General features: G+C 70.4%; 20 protein-coding genes. 12 read left to right on the top strand and 8 right to left on the bottom strand.

Annotated features, from left to right (window positions below; genetic code table 11):
• Positions 1–82: 82 nt before the first annotated feature.
• A complete protein-coding gene (locus ACMGER_RS11365; RefSeq protein WP_436812252.1) occupies positions 83–691 on the top strand; it encodes a TetR/AcrR family transcriptional regulator in 609 nt (202 codons plus the stop codon).
• Positions 692–793: 102 nt separating this feature from the next.
• The gene (locus ACMGER_RS11360) at positions 794–2290 is read left to right on the top strand and encodes a glycosyltransferase family protein (protein WP_436812251.1); all 1497 of its coding nucleotides are present in this window, start codon (positions 794–796) and stop codon (positions 2288–2290) included.
• Positions 2291–2293: 3 nt separating this feature from the next.
• Here ACMGER_RS11360 and ACMGER_RS11355 read toward each other — a convergent pair whose 3' ends face one another.
• Complete coding sequence (locus ACMGER_RS11355; protein WP_436812250.1) at positions 2294–3448, bottom strand: glycosyltransferase family 4 protein; 1155 nt, start codon at positions 3446–3448, stop codon at positions 2294–2296.
• A gap of 125 nt (positions 3449–3573) precedes the next feature.
• Positions 3574–4362: a DUF6683 family protein gene (locus ACMGER_RS11350; RefSeq protein ID WP_436812249.1), complete on the bottom strand. Its 789-nt coding sequence runs from the start codon at positions 4360–4362 to the stop codon at positions 3574–3576.
• Positions 4363–4471: 109 nt separating this feature from the next.
• Here ACMGER_RS11350 and radA point away from each other — a divergent pair, with 109 nt between their 5' ends.
• The 5 genes from radA (at position 4472) to ACMGER_RS11325 (ending at position 9161) form a co-directional block, all read left to right on the top strand.
• Entirely contained in the window at positions 4472–5845 is a 1374-nt protein-coding gene (radA, locus tag ACMGER_RS11345; RefSeq protein ID WP_436812248.1) for a DNA repair protein RadA, read from the top strand.
• 71 nt (positions 5846–5916) lie between these two features.
• Positions 5917–6486 (top strand): CvpA family protein, encoded by a 570-nt coding sequence (locus tag ACMGER_RS11340; RefSeq protein WP_436812247.1) that lies wholly within the window; start codon positions 5917–5919, stop codon positions 6484–6486.
• 130 nt (positions 6487–6616) lie between these two features.
• Complete coding sequence (locus ACMGER_RS11335) at positions 6617–7045, top strand: iron-sulfur cluster assembly scaffold protein (RefSeq protein WP_436812869.1); 429 nt, start codon at positions 6617–6619, stop codon at positions 7043–7045.
• On the top strand, positions 7042–8823 hold the full coding sequence (locus tag ACMGER_RS11330; protein ID WP_436812246.1) for a cation:proton antiporter domain-containing protein: 1782 nt from the start codon (positions 7042–7044) through the stop codon (positions 8821–8823). Before ACMGER_RS11335 ends, ACMGER_RS11330 begins: the two co-directional genes overlap by 4 nt.
• On the top strand, positions 8820–9161 hold the full coding sequence (locus ACMGER_RS11325) for a DUF423 domain-containing protein (protein ID WP_436812245.1): 342 nt from the start codon (positions 8820–8822) through the stop codon (positions 9159–9161). Before ACMGER_RS11330 ends, ACMGER_RS11325 begins: the two co-directional genes overlap by 4 nt.
• A gap of 63 nt (positions 9162–9224) precedes the next feature.
• Here the strand turns inward: ACMGER_RS11325 and ACMGER_RS11320 are convergent, their stop codons facing one another.
• From ACMGER_RS11320 to ACMGER_RS11310, 3 genes are read right to left on the bottom strand one after another with little or no spacing between them, the layout of a single operon-like run.
• Entirely contained in the window at positions 9225–9392 is a 168-nt protein-coding gene (locus ACMGER_RS11320; RefSeq protein ID WP_436812244.1) for a CopG family ribbon-helix-helix protein, read from the bottom strand.
• A gap of 20 nt (positions 9393–9412) precedes the next feature.
• Positions 9413–10537 carry a 3-dehydroquinate synthase gene (aroB, locus tag ACMGER_RS11315; RefSeq protein WP_436812243.1) on the bottom strand — a complete coding sequence of 375 codons (1125 nt, stop codon included), beginning with the start codon at positions 10535–10537 and terminating at the stop codon, positions 9413–9415.
• Positions 10534–11088: a shikimate kinase gene (locus ACMGER_RS11310; protein WP_436812242.1), complete on the bottom strand. Its 555-nt coding sequence runs from the start codon at positions 11086–11088 to the stop codon at positions 10534–10536. The genes aroB and ACMGER_RS11310 overlap by 4 nt, the downstream gene beginning before the upstream one ends.
• A gap of 73 nt (positions 11089–11161) precedes the next feature.
• On the opposite strand from ACMGER_RS11310, the gene ACMGER_RS11305 reads away from it, so the two are divergent.
• From ACMGER_RS11305 to ACMGER_RS11290, 4 genes are read left to right on the top strand one after another with little or no spacing between them, the layout of a single operon-like run.
• Entirely contained in the window at positions 11162–11296 is a 135-nt protein-coding gene (locus ACMGER_RS11305) for a hypothetical protein (RefSeq protein ID WP_264757851.1), read from the top strand.
• A complete protein-coding gene (locus ACMGER_RS11300) occupies positions 11280–13076 on the top strand; it encodes a hypothetical protein (protein WP_436812241.1) in 1797 nt (598 codons plus the stop codon). The genes ACMGER_RS11305 and ACMGER_RS11300 overlap by 17 nt, the downstream gene beginning before the upstream one ends.
• Entirely contained in the window at positions 13076–13981 is a 906-nt protein-coding gene (locus ACMGER_RS11295) for a tyrosine recombinase (RefSeq protein ID WP_436812240.1), read from the top strand. The genes ACMGER_RS11300 and ACMGER_RS11295 overlap by 1 nt, the downstream gene beginning before the upstream one ends.
• A 14-nt stretch (positions 13982–13995) precedes the next feature.
• On the top strand, positions 13996–14943 hold the full coding sequence (locus ACMGER_RS11290; protein WP_436812239.1) for an acetyl-CoA carboxylase carboxyltransferase subunit alpha: 948 nt from the start codon (positions 13996–13998) through the stop codon (positions 14941–14943).
• Positions 14944–15015: 72 nt separating this feature from the next.
• On the opposite strand, the gene ACMGER_RS11285 is transcribed toward ACMGER_RS11290, so the two are convergent.
• Complete coding sequence (locus ACMGER_RS11285) at positions 15016–15186, bottom strand: Flp family type IVb pilin (RefSeq protein WP_436812868.1); 171 nt, start codon at positions 15184–15186, stop codon at positions 15016–15018.
• Positions 15187–15302: 116 nt separating this feature from the next.
• Positions 15303–15488 carry a Flp family type IVb pilin gene (locus ACMGER_RS11280; protein ID WP_436812238.1) on the bottom strand — a complete coding sequence of 62 codons (186 nt, stop codon included), beginning with the start codon at positions 15486–15488 and terminating at the stop codon, positions 15303–15305.
• A 54-nt stretch (positions 15489–15542) separates the two neighbouring features.
• Between ACMGER_RS11280 and ACMGER_RS11275 the strand changes: the two genes are divergently transcribed.
• Positions 15543–15956: a (deoxy)nucleoside triphosphate pyrophosphohydrolase gene (locus tag ACMGER_RS11275; RefSeq protein ID WP_436812237.1), complete on the top strand. Its 414-nt coding sequence runs from the start codon at positions 15543–15545 to the stop codon at positions 15954–15956.
• Between the two features lie 148 nt (positions 15957–16104).
• Here the strand turns inward: ACMGER_RS11275 and ACMGER_RS11270 are convergent, their stop codons facing one another.
• Positions 16105–16917, bottom strand: coding sequence for a methyltransferase domain-containing protein (locus ACMGER_RS11270; RefSeq protein WP_436812236.1), 813 nt, complete (start codon positions 16915–16917; stop codon positions 16105–16107).
• Positions 16918–16950 lie beyond the last annotated feature (33 nt).

Raw genomic sequence — 16950 nt, 5'->3', positions numbered from 1 at the left:
TCGAGACGTTTACATACGCTTCGTATGTGAAATAGGTGGTGACATACGGCGCGTATGTCAACCGCCGGGTGGAGCGATTTCGATGGCGGCAAAGTCACGCGCGGAAACGGCGGCGGAAACCCGCACCCGGCTGATCGCCGCGGCGCGCAAGGCATTCGGGGAGAAGGGCTATGCCGAGGCATCGATGGACGACTTTACTGCCGAGGCGGGCCTCACGCGCGGCGCGCTCTACCATCATTTCGGAGACAAGAGAGGTCTGTTCGAGGCGGTGCTGCTGCAGATCGATGCCGAGATCGCGGCGCGGCTGAACAAGGTCTCGGCAACGGCGGCCTCGCCCTGGGAAGGGTTCGTCGCCGAGAACATCGCCTATGTCGAGCTGGCGCTGGAGCCCGAGATCCAGCGCATCATGCTGCGCGACGGGCCGGCGGTGCTCGGCGATCCGTTCCGTTGGTCGAACACGGAAGGCTGCGTCGCCGCACTGCGCGCCGGGCTGGAGCGATTGCAGGCGGAGGGACTGGTCGCGCCGGTCGACGCCGAGGCGACCGCGCGGCTCATCTGCGGCGCCTCGACCTATGCCGCGCAGTGGATCGCCAACGCGGATGACCCTCGGGAGGCCTCGCGAAGGGCCATCCCGGCATTCCGCGCGTTGATGGAGGGCCTGCTGCGCCGTTCCGGGACGGCTTCGCGCTGATTCTCCCGTCCCGTGCCGATGGCCTTCTGCGCAAAAGGCAGGCAAGGGGCGGCGATGTCTCTGCAAATCCATGAAAATACACGCGATCGACAGCGGCTCCGCATGGGGCACGCGCTGATCCTGCTGCTCGTCGCCTTCGCGCTGCGCTTCCCGATGTTCGGCAATCCGGTGATCCACAGCGACGAGCAATTCTACCTGCTCGTCGGCGACCGGATGCTGCATGGCGCGCTGCCGTTCGTCGACATCTGGGACCGCAAGCCGATCGGGCTGTTCCTGATCTTCGCCGCCGCCCGTCGGATCGGCGGCGGGGACGGGATCGTCGCCTGCCAGATCGCCGCCACCCTGTCCGCGGCGGGGACGGCGTGGCTGGTCGCCTGCCTCGCCTCGCGGCGGACCGGCGCGGCGGCGTCGGTCATGGCGGGCGCGACCTATCTCGTCTGGCTGCTGATCTTCGACGGCGCGGGCGCGCAGGCGCCGCTGTTCTACAATCTCGCCATGGCCGGGGCGGCGCTGATCATGGTCGACGTGGTGAGCGACGCGAGCGGCAGGTGCGCGCGTTGGCGCGGCGTGGTGGCGATGACGCTGGTGGGCATCGCCATCCAGATCAAATACACCGTGGTGTTCGAGGGGCTGTTGTTCGGGCTGGCGTTGGTCTGGCGGCGGCATCGCAGCGGGGCGGCGTTGCCCGGATTGGCCGGCGATGGGGCGCTTTGGGCGGGTATGGCGCTGCTGCCGACGCTGATCGCCTTTGCCGCCTATGCCGCGGCCGGGCATGGCGCCGCCTTCGCCTATGCCAATTTCGTGTCGATCTTCGACTTCGCGCCGAACGACACGGTCGGCGAGAGGATCGCCTATGTGGCGCTTGCCGCGATCGGCCTCCTGCCGCTGCTCGCCTGTGCCGTGGCGGGCGTCCGGCGGCGGCCGGCGACGTCGCCGGCGGAACGGCGGACGGCGAGATTCCTGCTGCTGTGGCTCGGCGTAGCCGTCCTCGCGGTGCTGCTGGGGAAATCGTTCAAGGGACATTATTTCCTGCCGGTGCTGCTGCCCTTGTGCGTCGCCGCCGCGCCGATGTTCGCACCGGCGGGACGGGCGCAGCGGATCGAGTGGCGGATCGCCGCGCCGTTGCTGCTGCTGGGACTGGTGCTGGCGGTGTTCACCATGCGTGACCATGTGAAGCGGCGCGGGGACGCCGAGGCGATCGGCGCGCTGGTGGGGATGATCGGCGACCGGCCGGCCGGGTGCATGTTCGGCTTCGGGGCGGAACCGATCCTCTATCATCTCACGCGCTCGTGCACGCTGACGCCCTATCTGTTCCGCAGCCACCTGAGCCAGACGCGCGAGGCGCGGGCGATCGGCGTCGATCCGCTGGCGGAGCTCAGGCGCGTGCTGGGCCGCTGCCCCGGCACGATCGTGGTGCGCGCGAGCAAGGACAACACCAACCCCGCCGCCGCGCGCGAGGTCGAGCGGGCGGTAGCGGAACGCTATCGGCTGGTCGGCGCGGTGAGGGTCGGATCGTTGCCGCAGCGCGTGTACCGGCTGCGGCCGGAGATGACGGGCGTTTGTCCCGCACGGGGAGGGAGCGTCCTCCCGGCGAAATGATGGTCAGCCGCGCGCCTTTCGCGTCATCACCTCCAGATAGGCGTCGAGCACGACCTGGTTGATCGTGTCCCACAGATAGGCGGCCGCCTTGGCATGACCGGCCGCGCCCGCCGCGCGGCGGGCGGCGCCGTCGCGGACGTAATGGGCGATCGCATCGGCATAGGCGCCGACGTCGCGCGCGCGGACGAGATGGCCGTTGACGCCTTCCTCGATCAGGTCGACCGCGCCGGTCGCGCGCGCGGCGACGACGGGAACGCCGGCCGCCATCGCCTCCAGCGTGACGTTGCCGAACGTCTCGGTGACGCTGGGGTTGAACAGCATGTCCATCGAGGCGACCGCGCGGCCCAGATCGTCGCCGCGCTGGAAGCCGGCGAAGGCGGCGTCGGGGACGCGCTCGGCGAACCAGTCGCGCGCCGGGCCCTTGCCGACCACCAGTACGCGGTGGGGGACGCCGCGCGCCTTGAGCTCGCGCGAGACGTCGGCGAAGATGTCGAGACCCTTCTCCAACACGAGCCGGCCGAGAAAGCCGATTGCCACCTCGTCGTCGGCGATGCCGAGCGAGCGGCGCCATTCGAGGCTGCGGCGTGCGGGATTGAAGCGGTCGTGGTCGACGCCGCGCGACCAGATGTCGATCGGGGTGGTGACGCCCCACGACCGGATGATGTCCGCGGTCGACCGGCCCGGGGTCAGCACCTGGTCGACGCGATTGTAGAAGCGGGTCAGCGCGCGGATCGCCAGCGGCTCGAGGAAGCCGATGTTGTAATAGCGGAAATAGGTTTCGAAGCGCGTGTGGAGCGATGCGACGACCGGGATGCCGCGGCGTCGTGCCCAGGTGATCGCGCGATGGCCGAGGATGTCGGGCGCCGAGACATGGATCAGATTGGGCGCGAAGGCGGCGAGGTCGCGCTGCGTCGCGGCGGGAAGGCCGCGCGCCACCTTATACTCCTTGCGCCCACCCAGCATCGTCCAGCTCGGCACGCTGACGAGGTCGCCGGTGGGCGGAAAGGCGGGCGGATCGATCGTCGGCGAATAGACGCGCACCGCGGCGCCCCTGGCGAGCAGATGGCCGACCAGCAGGTTGAGCGCCTGGTTCGCCCCGTCGCGGGTATAGTTGTAATTGCCGCTGAACATGGCGACGCGAAGGTCGGAAGGGTGCATGGCGCGCGCGGATAGCGCCCGCGCCGCCCGAACTCCACCCCGAAGCTCGTGCAAGCGCCGTCCCGGCGCGAGAGCATCGGATGGGGCGAGCCGCGCTATTTCCGCGATCCTGCGGCCCGGTCGACCTATCGCCGGGCGAGGTCGACCGGTCCTTCGCCGGGCCGGGGCCGGGCTTCGCCGGCACGGCCGGCGGGAACGAAGCCTGCCTCCGTCAGCGTCATCGAGGGCAGGTCGATCCCCATGCCATGGGCGCCCTGCACGGCCGCGCGGCTCACCGCGTCCAGCTGCGCGCGGTCGCCCTTCGCCTGCTCGACGGCGGCCGACAGGAGCAGCGCCTGGATGAGGAACGATTCTGCCATTTCCTGCTTGGCGGCGTCGCCGGCGTTGCGCAACGCCGGCGTGGCGGCCATCGCCGCCGTCACCTGCCGGCGCACCGACGCCGTGACGGCATCGCTCACGTCCTCGGACAGGCCGCGGCTCGCGTGCCAGGCATTGATCCACCACACGGTATAGGCATCGGCGACATCGTCGACGCTGAGGCCGTATTCCGCGAGTTCCGGCCGCATCCGCTCGATGACGTCGCCTTGGGCGAACAGCTTGGCGAGCTCGTCCGCGCTCTTCGGATCGACCGCCCGGCTCTTCGCGACGAAGCGCGCGAGGTTGGCTGTGCGGCGCTCGCGCGACGGCGCATAGCGGAAGCTCGCGGCCGGCGCCTTGGCGGCCGGTCTCCGCTCCTCCCGCTGTGCAGAACCCTGGCGATCGGAGTCGTTCATCAGATCGCGCAGGTGCAGCCCGAGCGTATCGGTGCCCGTATAGGATGGGACAACCACGCTCCAGCCCCAGACGTCCTGAGCGCTGGCCGCGGCCGGCACCCCCCCGCCGAGACATAGGGCAAAGGTGAGGATCGACCTCATGACGCACTCCCCTGAACGAGAGCGTGACGCATAGCCTACCCTCACCTGGTTGAGAAGGTTCCGGTTTGCCGTGTTCCCTTATCGTTCCGGTTCGGCTAAGCCGTGTCGCATGGCCAAGCCCCAGAAGCGCTACGTCTGCCAGCTGTGCGGATCGGTCTCGTCCAAATGGGCGGGCCAGTGCGCCGATTGCGGGGAATGGAACACGCTGGTCGAGGATGTCGGCGCGGTGGTGACGCCGTTCCAGGCGCGCCACAACCTCCAGTCGGGCGGACGGGCGATCGAGATGAGCGGGCTCGACGCCGCGATTCCCTTGCCCGAGCGGATGGGGACGGGGATCGCCGAGCTCGACCGCGCGCTGGGCGGCGGCTTCGTCGAAGCGTCGGCGACGCTGATCGGCGGCGATCCGGGGATCGGCAAGTCGACGCTGCTGCTCCAGGCGGCGGCGAAGCTGGCGCTGGCGGGGCGGGCGGTCGCCTATGTCTCGGGCGAGGAGGCGGCGGATCAGGTGCGGCTCCGTGCGCAGCGGCTGGGGCTGGGGCACGCGCCGGTACGACTCGCGGCGGCGACCTCGGTGCGCGATATTCTGACGACACTGGGAGAGGGTGCCGCTCCGGCGCTGCTGGTGATCGACTCGATCCAGACGATGCACTCGGACCTGATCGAAGGCGCACCGGGAACGGTGAGCCAGGTGCGCGCCTCCGCGCAGGAGCTGATCCGCTTCGCCAAGGAGCGCGGGACCGCGCTGGTGCTGGTCGGGCACGTCACCAAGGACGGCACGATCGCCGGGCCGCGCGTGCTGGAGCACATGGTCGACACCGTGCTCGCCTTCGAGGGGGAGCGCAGCCATCAATACCGCATCCTGCGCGCGACCAAGAACCGCTTCGGCGGCACCGACGAGATCGGCGTGTTCGCGATGGAGGCGGGCGGGCTCAGCGAGGTTTCCAATCCCTCCAGGCTGTTCCTGACCGCGCGCGACGAGACGGTGGCCGGGACGGTGGTGTTCCCGGCGCTGGAAGGGACGCGGCCGGTGCTGGTCGAGGTGCAGGCGCTGACGGTGCGGCTCGCCTCCGGCGCGACGCCACGGCGAGCGGTCGTGGGATGGGATTCGGGGCGGCTCGCGATGACTCTGGCAGTGCTGGAGGCGCGATGCGGGCTCAGCTTCTCCTCATGCGAGGTCTATCTCAACATCGCCGGCGGCTATCGCGTGCAGGATCCCGCGGCCGACCTGGCGGTGGCGGCGGCGCTGGTCTCGGCATTGAGCGAGCGGCCGATCGCGACGGACGCGGTGGCATTCGGCGAGATCGCGCTGTCGGGCGAGGTGCGGCCGGTGGCGCACGGCGCGCTGAGGCTCAAGGAGGCGGCGAAGCTGGGGTTCGCCCGCGCGCTGGTGCCGGCCAAGCAGGGGAACGAAGGCGCAGCGATGGAGGTCGCGAGCTTCGGCAACCTCGGGCGGTTCGTTGACCATCTGCTGGGGCGGGGATAGCGGGGCCGCAGGAGCCGGTTCGCGCGTCGCGGACGGCGGGGGACGGGATTCGATCGCATGGACTTGATCGCATGGGCCTGACCGCACTCGACATCCTGGTGCTGATCGCCGTCGGCGGGGCGGCGATCCTGGGGCTGATGCGCGGCTTCGTCACCGAAGTGCTGTCGCTGATGGCGTGGATCTTCGTGGTGTTCGCGCTGAAGCTGTTCCATACGCCGCTCTCGGCGCTGTTCGCGGGTCTAGTGGGGACCGCGGCAGGGGCGGCGACATTGGCCTTCGCGATCATCGCCGGCGTGACCTGGTTCGGCGGTCGGCTGGTGGCGAACGCGATCGGATCGCGGACGCGCAGCTCGGTCCTGGGGCCGGTCGACCGCGCGCTGGGGTTCGGCTTCGGGGCGCTCAAGGGGCTGATCCTGGCGAGCCTCGGCTTCCTGCTGGTGGTGCTGGTGATCGACACGATCAGCGGCGGAGCCAAGCGGCGGCCCGAATGGATCACCGCATCGCGCACCTATCCGCTGCTCAACGCGACCAGCGCCAGCATCGCCGATTTCGTCGACAAGCGGCGGCGGGGCGAGCCGGTGTTCGAGGCGTCGGGGTTCAGCGCATCGGAGAATGCGGGCGCGGCAGGAAATTCGGACTGAGCGGCCTGTCAGCAGCGGGCGCAGTCTCGTCGCCCTCCGGCTCCCCGCCGTCGGGGCCGTCAATCCCGGTTTTCCGCCTCAGGCCGACGAAGGGCTGGGCGGCGGCGGATTTGCCGCCTACATGGCGGCTGTGAACGCGCCGCTCTACACCACCGAAATCCTCCGCCTCGCCGCCAGCATACCCTTCCAGCAGCGGCTGGAGGCGCCGATGGGATCGTCCGAGAAGCGCTCGCCGATCTGCGGGAGTCGGGTTACGGTGGACGTCGATGTCGATGATGAGGGCTGCGTTTCGGCGATCGGGATGGTGGTGAGGGCCTGCGCGCTGGGGCAGGCTTCCGCATCGCTGATGGCGAGCCATGCCGTCGGGCGGTCGGCCGCGGAGCTCGACGAGGCGCGCGATGCGCTGACGGCGTGGCTTGCCGGCAAGCGTGACACGCCGCCGGACTGGCCGGGGCTCGACCTGCTTGCGCCGGCACTGCCGCACAGCGCGCGCCATCCGTCGATCCGCCTGGCCTTCGAGGCCGTGGCCGACGCCGTTCGCCGGGCTGCCGGCCGATGAGTGACGGGGCGCACGCCACCGCCGGCATCCTGCGCGACATGGTGCCGCTGTTCGGCTTCGCGCTGGTGTTCGTGCTCATCTTCCGCCGGCTCGGGCTGGGCGCCACCCTCGGCTACCTCGTCGCCGGCGCGCTGGTGGGCCCGCAGATGCTCGGCCTCGTCGGTGGGGCCGAGACCAAGATGGAGTTCTCGGAGCTCGGCATCACCCTGCTGCTGTTCCTGGTCGGGCTCGAGCTCAATCCGTCGCGGCTGTGGCGGATGAAGCAGGACATATTGGGGCTTGGGCTGATCCAGGTGGTGCTGTGCGGCCTGGCGATCGCGGCGATCATCGGCTTCGGCGCGAAGTTCTCCGCCGCGGCGGCGCTGGCGCTGGGGCTGCCGCTCGCGCTCTCCTCGACCGCGCAGGTGCTGCCGATGCTGCAATCGGCGGGGCGGCTCAGGACACCGTTCGGCGAGCGCGCCTTCTCGATCCTGCTGTTCCAGGACCTGTCGATCGTGCCGATGATCACGATCATCGCCGCGATGAGCCGCAACCCGGCCGACGCGGCGGGGCCGCCGGGGTGGGTCGTGTTCGTCTACACGGTCGCGGCGATCGTCGGACTGGTGCTGGCCGGCCGCTTCCTGCTGCGCCCGTTGTTCCGGCTGATCGGCAACCTCGGTGAGCGCGAGATGTTCGTGTTCGCCGGGCTGTTCACCGTGATCGCGAGCTCGGCGATCATGCAGATGCTGGGGCTGTCGACCGCGCTCGGCGCGTTCATCGCCGGCATGATGCTGGCCGATTCGCCCTATCGGCACGAGCTGGAGGCGGATGTCGAGCCGTTCCGGTCGATTCTGCTCGGCCTGTTCTTCCTGACCGTCGGCATGTTGCTGGACCTCACCGCGATCGCCGAGCGGCCGCTGTTCGTCATCGCGATGGCGCTGGCCTTGGTCGCGACCAAGGCGCTGGTGATCTTCCTGATCGGGCTTGCCTTCCGCATGAGCTGGCGCGGCGCGCTGGCGCTGGGGCTGCTGCTGAGCCAGGGCGGCGAGTTCGGCTTCGTATTGTTCGCGCAGGCGCAGAACGCGTTCCTGATCGCGCCCGAGGCGGCAAGCCTGTTCAGCGCGATCGTGACGCTGTCGATGGCGACCACGCCGTTCCTGATGATGGCGACGCGGCGGATGCGCGCCGAGCCGATCGTCCAGGAGGAGCGCGAGGGACCCACGGCCGACGGCTCCAACGCGATCATCGTCGGCTATGGCCGCTTCGGGCAGACGGTGGCGCAGATGCTGCTGGCGCAGGGGATCGCCGTCACGCTGGTCGACACCGACATCGAGATGATCGACGTCGCCGGCGAGTTCGGCGCCAAGGTCTATTACGGCGACGGCACGCGCGTCGACCTGCTGCGCCAGGCCGGCGCGGGCGACGCCGAGCTGATCCTGTTCTGCATGGACGGGGACGGAGTCGATGCCGAACTGGTCGAAGCGGTGCACGAGGCATTTCCCAAGGCGGCGATCTTCGTGCGCGCCTTTGACCGCCGGCAGCTGCTGAAGCTCAGGGGAACGCCGGCGCGGGGCGTGGTGCGCGAGCTCATCGAATCGGCGATCCGCATGGCGCGCGAGGCGATGGCGGCGGTCGGTGTCGACGAGGAGGAGATCCGGCGCACCGAGGACCTCTATCGCGCTCGCGACCGCGAGCGGCTCAAGATCCAGTTCGAGTCCGGCGACATCCGGGCGGCGCGCGACACGATGATCGTCACACCGCGCAACCTGCGCGACACGCTGGGGGAGGATTGCGGATGACCCTGGTCGCGGTACTGGCGGCGCTGTCGGGTGCGCTGGCGGTGGCGGCGGGCGCGTTCGGCGCGCATGGCGCCGAAGGGCAGGCGACGGAGTGGCTCAGGACGGGTGGGCAGTATCAGCTGATCCATGCCGTCGCGGCGCTGGTGGCGATACGGATGGCGGCGCCGGGACCGGCGTGGTGCTTCGTGCTGGGCGCGGCGGTGTTCGCGGGCACGCTCTATGCAATGGCGCTGGGTGCGCCACGCTGGCTGGGCGCGGTGACGCCGATCGGCGGCGCGGCGTTGATCGCGGGGTGGCTGTGGCTGGCTTGGAAGGCGATGCGGACGGCCAATCTCTAATCGCTGTCGTCAAAACTGCGATTTTCCCGAGGTCGGCCGAAGCACGGCCCATCCATCGAATCCTCATATTTTCGGTAGGAGGAGCGGCTTGTCCGTGGCCAGGCTATCATCCCAGGCGCAGATGCTTTGGTGATCGATCAGGCGTCCAGCATCGACATCCGCCAACGCTTCACGCGTTAACCGATCGCGTTCCTCCTCCTGCTCAACCCATGCGGCGAGCGCCTGCTTCATCACCCATCCAATCGGTCCGATTAAGAGTTAATCGCCCCGACGCCGGGCGACAGGCTGCCGTCGAGAAACGCCGCCACCGCCGTCAGGTCCACCGTCTTGTCGAGGTAGGTCCGCCCGATCCCCCGCGCGAGCAGGAAGGGGAGAGTGCCGGCATCCATCTTCTTGTCGTGGAGCATGTGCGCGACCAGCGTGTCGCCGTCCGCGTCGATGCCCGCCGCCGCGGGGCTGTCGGGCAGGCCGACGGCGCGCAGGTGCGCGGCGACGCGCTCGGCGTCCTGGCCGGGGGCGATGCCTTGGGCCGCAGAGAAGGCGAAGGCGAGCGCCATGCCCGCCGCCACGCCCTCGCCATGGAGCAGGCGGTCGGAGAAACCGGTCTCCGCCTCCAGCGCATGGCCAAAGGTATGGCCGAGGTTGAGCAGCGCGCGCGTGCCGCTGGTCTCGCGCTCGTCGGCGGCGACGATGCGCGCCTTGGCGGCGACCGAATGGGCGATGGCGTGTTCGCGCGCCGCCGGGTCGCCGGCGAGCAGCTTCGGCGCATTGGCCTCGCACCACTCGAAGAAGGCGAAATCGTCGATCAGGCCGTACTTCACCACCTCGGCATAGCCGGCGCGCAGCTGGCGCGGGGGCAGCGTGTCGAGCACGTCGGGGTCGATCAGGACGAGGCTCGGCTGGTGGAAGGCGCCGATCAGGTTCTTGCCGGCGCGCGCGTTGATCGCGGTCTTGCCGCCGACCGACGAATCGACCTGGGCGAGCAGCGTGGTCGGCACCTGGACGAAGCCGCAGCCGCGCTTGAGGATCGCGCAGGCGAAGCCGACGAGGTCGCCGATCACGCCGCCGCCGAGCGCGACGACGTGGTCGCCCCGCTCGACACCGAGCTCGAGCAGGCGGTCGGTGAGCGATTCGAGGCTCGCCCAGCTCTTGGTCGATTCGCCGGGCGGGAGGACGATCGGCTCGCTGGCGACACCGTGCGCCGCGAGGCTCGTCTGGAGCGTCGCGAGATGCGGACGGACGTTCTCGTCGGTGACGATCGCCATTGTCCGGCCGCGCGAAAGCGGGGCGAGCTGCTCGCCGGCACGCCCGAGGAGGCCGCTTTCGATGACCACGTCATAGCCGCGGTCGGCCAGGTCGACGCGGACGACCGTCACGACCCGAGATCCTTCAGGCCGAGCGCCTTCAGGATCGCCGCGACGGTATGCTCGTGGGGGGTGTTGTTGCTGGGCACGCGGATGGGGGCCATGGCGTAATAGGGATTCCTCTTGGCAGCGAGGTCGGACAGCACGTCGTGCGGATCGCGGCCCCGGAGCAGCGGTCGCGTATCGCGGCGTGCGACGCGATCGGCAAGCACATGCGGCTGCGCGTCGAGCCATATCGCCAGCGCCTGATCGAGGATCAGCGCGCGCGTGTCGTCGTTGATGAAGGCGCCGCCGCCGGTCGCGATCACCTTGGGCGTGCCGTCGATGAGGCGCGCGATCACCCGGCGCTCGCCGTCGCGGAAATAGGGTTCGCCGAAGCTGTCGAATATCTCGGCGATCGTCATGCCGGCGGCCGCCTCGATCTCGCTGTCGGCGTCGACGAAAGGCAGACCGAGCCGCATGGCAAGGCGCCGGCCGACGGTCGACTTGCCGGCGCCCATCAGCCCCACCAGCACGATCGGCTTGCCTGTCCAGAGCGGTTTGCGAGGCGAGGAGTGCAACATCGTCGGCGGGGGCTATACAGCGAGGGTGCCGGTCGGGCAAAAGGCCGGTAACGAAGATCGTCGAAGGTTGGTCATGTCGCGTTCCCTGGTCATTCTCCTCCTCATTCTCGTCGTGCTCGTAGGCGGCATGTTCTGGCTGGCCGGACGGAACAGCGAGAAAGCTCCGGTGAAGGTCGAGAAGGCGGTCGCGCTTGAAAATCTCAGCTAGCGCCGGGCTCGGCGCGCTCGCCCTGGCGCTCGCGGCCGGGGCAGGTGTTGCCGGCAGCCGGCAGAACGCCCCCGAATCGATCCTGCCGCCCGGCTTCAACGAGCCGGTCGCGCCTGCGCCGACCCCCGCGCCGGCGCCGAGACCGGCTCAGCCGGGCACGTCCGCCCCCGTCGCGGCGCCGACGCCGGCAGAGCTGCTGCCTTCGGATGCGGTGCCGGCTCCCACCCCGACTCCCACCGCGACGCCGACCCCGGTCGACCTCTCCGCCTACGAGCTGCCGGCCTATGCCAAACGTCCGCTGAACCAGCTCGGCGCGATCGGGCCGAACAGCGGCGGGGTGGAGCTGAACGCCTTCGGGCGCGCGAATGGCCGCACCATCGAGTTGCTGATGCGGCGGCTCGACGCGCCACTCCCTTCGCGGTGGCTGTCGATCGCACTCCGCCGCGCGTTGGCCTCGCGGCTCTCACCGCCGGCGGGCGTCAACGGCGCCGATTTCGCCGCCGAACGCGCGTGGCTGCTGCTGCGCATGGGCGAGGCCGAGATGGCGCGCGCGGTGGTGCAGAGCGTCGATACCGAGGATTATACGCCCAAGCTGTTCCAGGTGGCGATGCAGGCGATGCTCGCCACTGGCGATCCGGCTGGCCTCTGCCCGCTGGCGGAACCCGCGTCGGGCGTATCGAACGAGCGCGGCTGGGCCTTCGCCAAGGCGATGTGCGCCGCGCTGTCCGGCAAGCCGCGTGAGGCGGGGCAGCTGCTCCAGTCCGCGCGGCGCGGCATGGGGCGCACGCTCGACGCGCTGCTCGCCGAGAAGGTGGTCGGTGCCGGCGGCGGCCGCTCGGTGACAATCGAGCCGGCGGAGTGGAACGGCGTCGATCGGCTGACGATCTGGCGCTACGGCCTTGCCACCGCGACCGGCGTGGAGATTCCGGCGGAGCTGTTCGGGACCGTGGGGGCGCAGGTGGCGTCGTGGCGCGCGACCTCGCCGATGATCGAGCCGGCGGCGCGCGTCGGCGTCGCCGACATGGCGGCCGCGCAGGGCGTGCTCTCCAGCCTGGCGCTCGCCGATCTCTACGGCGAGATCGCGGCGGGCGGCGACAGCAATTCGGCGGCGGGGGCGCGGGCACGCGACCTGCAGACCGCCTTCGCCGGCGCGACGCCTGAGGAGCGGATCGGTGCGCTCCGGCAGATCTGGGACAGTGGCGAGAGCGTGCGCGAGCGCTTCGCCGGCCTGGTCCTGACCGCCCGGGCGGCGGCGCGGGTGGTGCCGGCGCAGGACCTCGCGACGGATTCCAACCGGCTGGTGGCTTCGATGCTGACCGCCGGGCTCGACATCGCGGCTTCGCGTTGGCGCAGCATGGCGCCCGGGGCGAGCGACGCCTGGGCGATGATCGCGCTTACCGATCCGCGCGGAGGCCGGGTGCGTCCCGGCGACGTCGAGAGCTATCGCAGCGGCGACCAGGATGCCGAGCGGCTGAAGGCGCGGATGCTGCTCGCCGGGCTCGCTGGGCTCGGGCGGCTGTCGCCGGAGGAGGCGGAGCGGCTTGGGCGGTCGTTCGATGTGCGCTTCGGGCTGGAGAACAGCTGGACCCGCGCGATCGAGGCCGCGGCGGCGCGCGGCGAGCCCGGTACGGTGCTGCTGCTCGCCGGCGTCGGGATGCAGACCACCAGCTGGCGCGGCGTGCCGCCCGAGGTGCTGTTCCACAGCGTCGCGGCGCTGCGCGCGGTCGGCCTCGAAGGCGAGGCGCGGATGATCGCCGCGGAGGCGATCGCGCGGCTCTGATGCCTGGCGGCGAGGATCGCGCGCTGATCGAGCGCTTCCTCGAGATGCTGGCGGCGGAGGCCGGCGCGGCGGCGAATACCATCGCCGCCTATCGCAGCGACTTGGCGCTGGCGTCAGAGACGCTGGATGGGCGGCTCGGTTCTGCCGACGCGGAGGCATTGCAGCGTCTCGCGGGGGGCTGGGCGGACCTGGCGCGATCGACCGTGGCGCGCAAGTCGGCGGCGCTGCGGCGGTTCTTCGCCTTTCTTGCCGACGAAGGGCTGAGGAGCGACGACCCCGGTGCCGCATTGCCGCGGCCGGGCACGGCACGGCCGCTGCCCAAGGTGCTGTCGGCCGCCGACGTCGACGCGATGTTCGCGGCGATCGAGGCACGGATCGCGCGGGTACCGGCCGATCCCAACGACCTGAGGCTCGCGGCGCTGGTCGAGCTGCTCTACGGATCGGGGCTACGCGCGAGCGAGCTGGTATCGCTGCCGCGCAACGCGGTGCAGCCCGACCGGCCCTATCTGATCCTGCGCGGCAAGGGCGGACGCGAGCGGCTGGTGCCGATCTCCGATCGCGCGCGCGCCGCCGTGGCGGTGTGGCGCGGGCATGTCGCGAGCGATCGGCCGTGGCTGTTCCCGTCGGGCAAGAAGCACCTCTCGCGCGTCAGGCTCTACCAGCTCATCAAGGGGCTTGCGGCCGAGGCCGGCCTCCCGCCCGAGCGGGTGAGCCCGCATGTGCTGCGTCACGCCTTCGCCACCCACCTGCTGGAGGGTGGCGCGGACCTGCGCGCGCTGCAGGCGATGCTGGGCCATGCGAGCATCGCCACGACCGAAATCTACACCCATGTCGACAGCCGCCGGCTGGTCGAGCTGGTCAACCAGCGCCATCCGCTCGTTGACGTGCCGCTCCGCCGGGCCTAACCGCAGGCGCGCTCATGGCAAACTTCCTGGACTTCGAGAAACCGATCGCCGAGCTGCAGGGCCGGATCGACGAGCTGCGCGAGAGCGCGGCGGACAGCAGCATCGACATCGATGCCGAGATCGTCAAGCTGCAGGCCAAGTCGGACAAGCTGCTGCGCGACACCTATGCCCGTCTCACGCCCTGGCAGAAGACGCAGGTCGCGCGCCACCCCGACCGCCCGCACTTCAAGCATTACATCGCGGCGCTGATCGAGGATTTCATGCCGTTGGCCGGCGACCGCGCCTTCGCCGACGATCAGGCGATCATCGGCGGGCTCGGCATGTTCCGCGGCCGCAAGGTGATGGTGATCGGTCACGAGAAGGGCGACGACACCGCGAGCCGGCTCAAGCATAATTTCGGCATGGGCAAGCCCGAGGGCTATCGCAAGGCGATCCGGCTGATGCGGCTCGCCGACCGCTTCTGCCTGCCGGTGCTGACCCTGGTCGACACCTCGGGCGCCTTCCCCGGCGTGCAGGCCGAGGAGCGCGGCCAGGCGGAAGCGATCGCGCGCTCGACCGAGGCGTGCCTGGAGCTGGGCGTACCGTTGATCGCCGCGGTGGTGGGCGAGGGCGGTTCGGGCGGCGCGGTGGCGCTGGCGACGGGCAACAGCGTGCTGATGTTCGAGCACGCGGTCTATTCGGTGATCTCGCCGGAGGGCTGCGCGTCGATCCTGTGGCGGACGGCCGACAAGGCGGCCGAGGCGGCGGAGGCGATGAAGGTCACCGCGCAGGACCTGAAGGCGCTGGGCGTGATCGACCGCATCGTGCCGGAGCCGCTGGGCGGCGCGCATCGCGATCCGGCGGCGGCGATCGCCTCGCTGGGGGAGGCGCTGTGGGAGGAGCTGACCGCGTTCGACGGGCAGGAGCCGGCGGCGGTGCGGGCGGCGCGGCGCACCAAGTTCCTCCGGATCGGCCGGTTCTGAGCGACGGTTGGAATCGAAAGGGCGGCGGAACCGAAGCTCCGCCGCCCTTCCGTTTTTGCGATCAGAACGAAATCAGGTCTTCGCGCTGAGCGTGCCCGAAACGTTATTGAAAGTCTTGTTGATCGAGTTGCCCAGACCCTGCATCGCGGCGATGGCGGCCACGGCGATGAGCGCGGCGATCAGGCCGTACTCGATCGCGGTCGCGCCCTTCGAGTTCTTCAGGAAATTACGGATCTTCTGCATGTCGGTCTCCACAGTGGAAGCTTCAGTCACCCGGCCGCCGCGGGCGGACCCCCGGACAGCGACGCGAACTTAAGCCGTGGGAGGTTGAGAAAGGTTTAAGGTGTTGGGCGCGCAGCTCAGCCGACCGCTGTGGCGACCCGGCTGGTGAACCTGTTCCACATTCCTGTCGTGGAATCCGCCATGGCGGTGAGCCCGACGATCGCCACGATCACGACGAATGCGAGGATGAGGCTGTACTCGATGGCCGTTGCTGCCTTGCGGTTGCCGGCGAGCCGGCGCAGGGCGATCAGGGTAGCGCGCATTGCGATCGGTCTCCGGTCGATCGCTGGCGAGGCTAGGGCAGGAGGATTAACGAAGTGTCATCGAACGGCGCGCATCTGCTTCATGTCGCAGCGGCGGCGCTGGTCGACGGCGACGGGCGCGTGCTGGTGCAGCAGCGGCCGCTGGGCAAGCCGATGGCTGGCCTGTGGGAATTCCCGGGCGGCAAGATCGAGCCAGGCGAGACACCGGAAGGCGCGCTGATCCGCGAGCTCGGCGAGGAGTTGGGGATCGGCATCGAGGCGGCGTGTCTGGCGCCCGCAACTTTCGCCAGCGAGACGCTGGACGACAGGCATTTGCTGCTGCTGCTCTACGTCTGCCGCAAATGGTCGGGCACAGCGGAGCCGCGGCACGCCGCCGCGCTCAAATGGCTGCGGCCGCTGGAACTGCACCGGCTGGAAATGCCTCCCGCCGACAAGCCGCTGATCGGACTGCTCGAGGCGTTGGTCTAGCAGAAACCCCTCTCCCCTTGGGAGAGGGAGGGGCCCGCCCGGCGTAGCCGGGTGGGAGGGTGAGGGGGACTACGGTCAGCGAGGTCACGGTCACCCTCCCGCGCCTTCGGCGCTCCTTCCCTCTCCCAAGGGGAGAGGGATAGTTTGGCTAATTCGGCCGCAGCGCCGCCGCCAGGCTGGCCGTTGCGCTGCCGCGGCGCGCGGGCTTGGGCTGCGAGGGATCGGGGGCCCAGCCGGTCAGGAACACGATCTCGAAGCGCTCGGACGTGCGGCCGTCGGGATCGGCGCGGTCGGCGAAGGCCTGGGCGGCGCGGGCGAGCGTCGTGCGGGTGAGGGGCGTGCGTTCGGCCAGCAGGTTGGTGGAGGCGGTCGCGCGCAGGTCGGCGAACAGCTTGAAGATGCTGGCATAACGGACGTCGAGCCGCTCGGTGTCGGCGACCGGCAGCGTGAAGCCGGCGCGGACGAGGAGGTCGCCGGCCGAGCGTACGTCGATCTGCGGGTGCAGCCGCGCGACGCCCGGCTCGACTTCCCGCAGCACCGCGCGCAACGTGGCGAGGCTGCCCGCACCGGCGAAGGCGCCGAGGAACAGCCCGTCGGGCCGCAGCGCGCGCCGGATCAGCGCGAGCGCGCCGGGCAGGTCGTTGACCTGGTCGAGCACGCCCGCCGAGACGACGAGGTCGAAGCTCGCATCGGCGAAGGGCAGGCGGTCCTCGTCGGCCTGCACGCCGCCGCGCGCGAACAGCGCGCCGGGATCGCAGCGGACGATGCGGGCGCCGGGCAGCGCAAAGCCGTGGTCGGCGGCGCCGAGATCGAGCACCTCGCCGAAGCTGCGCGTCACCGCGCCCAGCCGGTCGACGATCCCTTCCAGCATGATGTCGCGCAGGAAGCCGTCATAGCCCCGCGCGGCGCGATCGCGGCGGAGGCGCCGGAGGCGGCGGTCGAAGATCTCGGGCGTGTCCACGCCGGCGCTTGTGCGGCGGCGCGCGGGCGGCGA

Source organism: Sphingomonas astragali (assembly GCF_051400615.1).
Taxonomy (GTDB): Bacteria; Pseudomonadota; Alphaproteobacteria; order Sphingomonadales; family Sphingomonadaceae; genus Sphingomonas.
Note: the sequence above shows the minus strand (reverse complement) of the source record. Positions and strands in the feature narration are given on the sequence as shown.

What these genes read in the sequence shown, in the direction of transcription:
- ACMGER_RS11365 (WP_436812252.1), top strand. Translation starts at nt 83, where the DNA reads ATGGCGGCAAAGTCACGCGCGGAAACGGCGGCGGAAACCCGCACCCGG.
- ACMGER_RS11360 (WP_436812251.1), top strand. Translation starts at nt 794, where the DNA reads ATGGGGCACGCGCTGATCCTGCTGCTCGTCGCCTTCGCGCTGCGCTTC.
- ACMGER_RS11355 (WP_436812250.1), bottom strand. Translation starts at nt 3,448, where the DNA reads ATGCACCCTTCCGACCTTCGCGTCGCCATGTTCAGCGGCAATTACAAC.
- ACMGER_RS11350 (WP_436812249.1), bottom strand. Translation starts at nt 4,362, where the DNA reads ATGAGGTCGATCCTCACCTTTGCCCTATGTCTCGGCGGGGGGGTGCCG.
- radA (WP_436812248.1), top strand. Translation starts at nt 4,472, where the DNA reads ATGGCCAAGCCCCAGAAGCGCTACGTCTGCCAGCTGTGCGGATCGGTC.
- ACMGER_RS11340 (WP_436812247.1), top strand. Translation starts at nt 5,917, where the DNA reads ATGGGCCTGACCGCACTCGACATCCTGGTGCTGATCGCCGTCGGCGGG.
- ACMGER_RS11330 (WP_436812246.1), top strand. Translation starts at nt 7,042, where the DNA reads ATGAGTGACGGGGCGCACGCCACCGCCGGCATCCTGCGCGACATGGTG.
- ACMGER_RS11325 (WP_436812245.1), top strand. Translation starts at nt 8,820, where the DNA reads ATGACCCTGGTCGCGGTACTGGCGGCGCTGTCGGGTGCGCTGGCGGTG.
- ACMGER_RS11320 (WP_436812244.1), bottom strand. Translation starts at nt 9,392, where the DNA reads ATGAAGCAGGCGCTCGCCGCATGGGTTGAGCAGGAGGAGGAACGCGAT.
- ACMGER_RS11310 (WP_436812242.1), bottom strand. Translation starts at nt 11,088, where the DNA reads ATGTTGCACTCCTCGCCTCGCAAACCGCTCTGGACAGGCAAGCCGATC.
- ACMGER_RS11305 (WP_264757851.1), top strand. Translation starts at nt 11,162, where the DNA reads ATGTCGCGTTCCCTGGTCATTCTCCTCCTCATTCTCGTCGTGCTCGTA.
- ACMGER_RS11295 (WP_436812240.1), top strand. Translation starts at nt 13,076, where the DNA reads ATGCCTGGCGGCGAGGATCGCGCGCTGATCGAGCGCTTCCTCGAGATG.
- ACMGER_RS11290 (WP_436812239.1), top strand. Translation starts at nt 13,996, where the DNA reads ATGGCAAACTTCCTGGACTTCGAGAAACCGATCGCCGAGCTGCAGGGC.
- ACMGER_RS11285 (WP_436812868.1), bottom strand. Translation starts at nt 15,186, where the DNA reads ATGCAGAAGATCCGTAATTTCCTGAAGAACTCGAAGGGCGCGACCGCG.
- ACMGER_RS11280 (WP_436812238.1), bottom strand. Translation starts at nt 15,488, where the DNA reads ATGCGCGCTACCCTGATCGCCCTGCGCCGGCTCGCCGGCAACCGCAAG.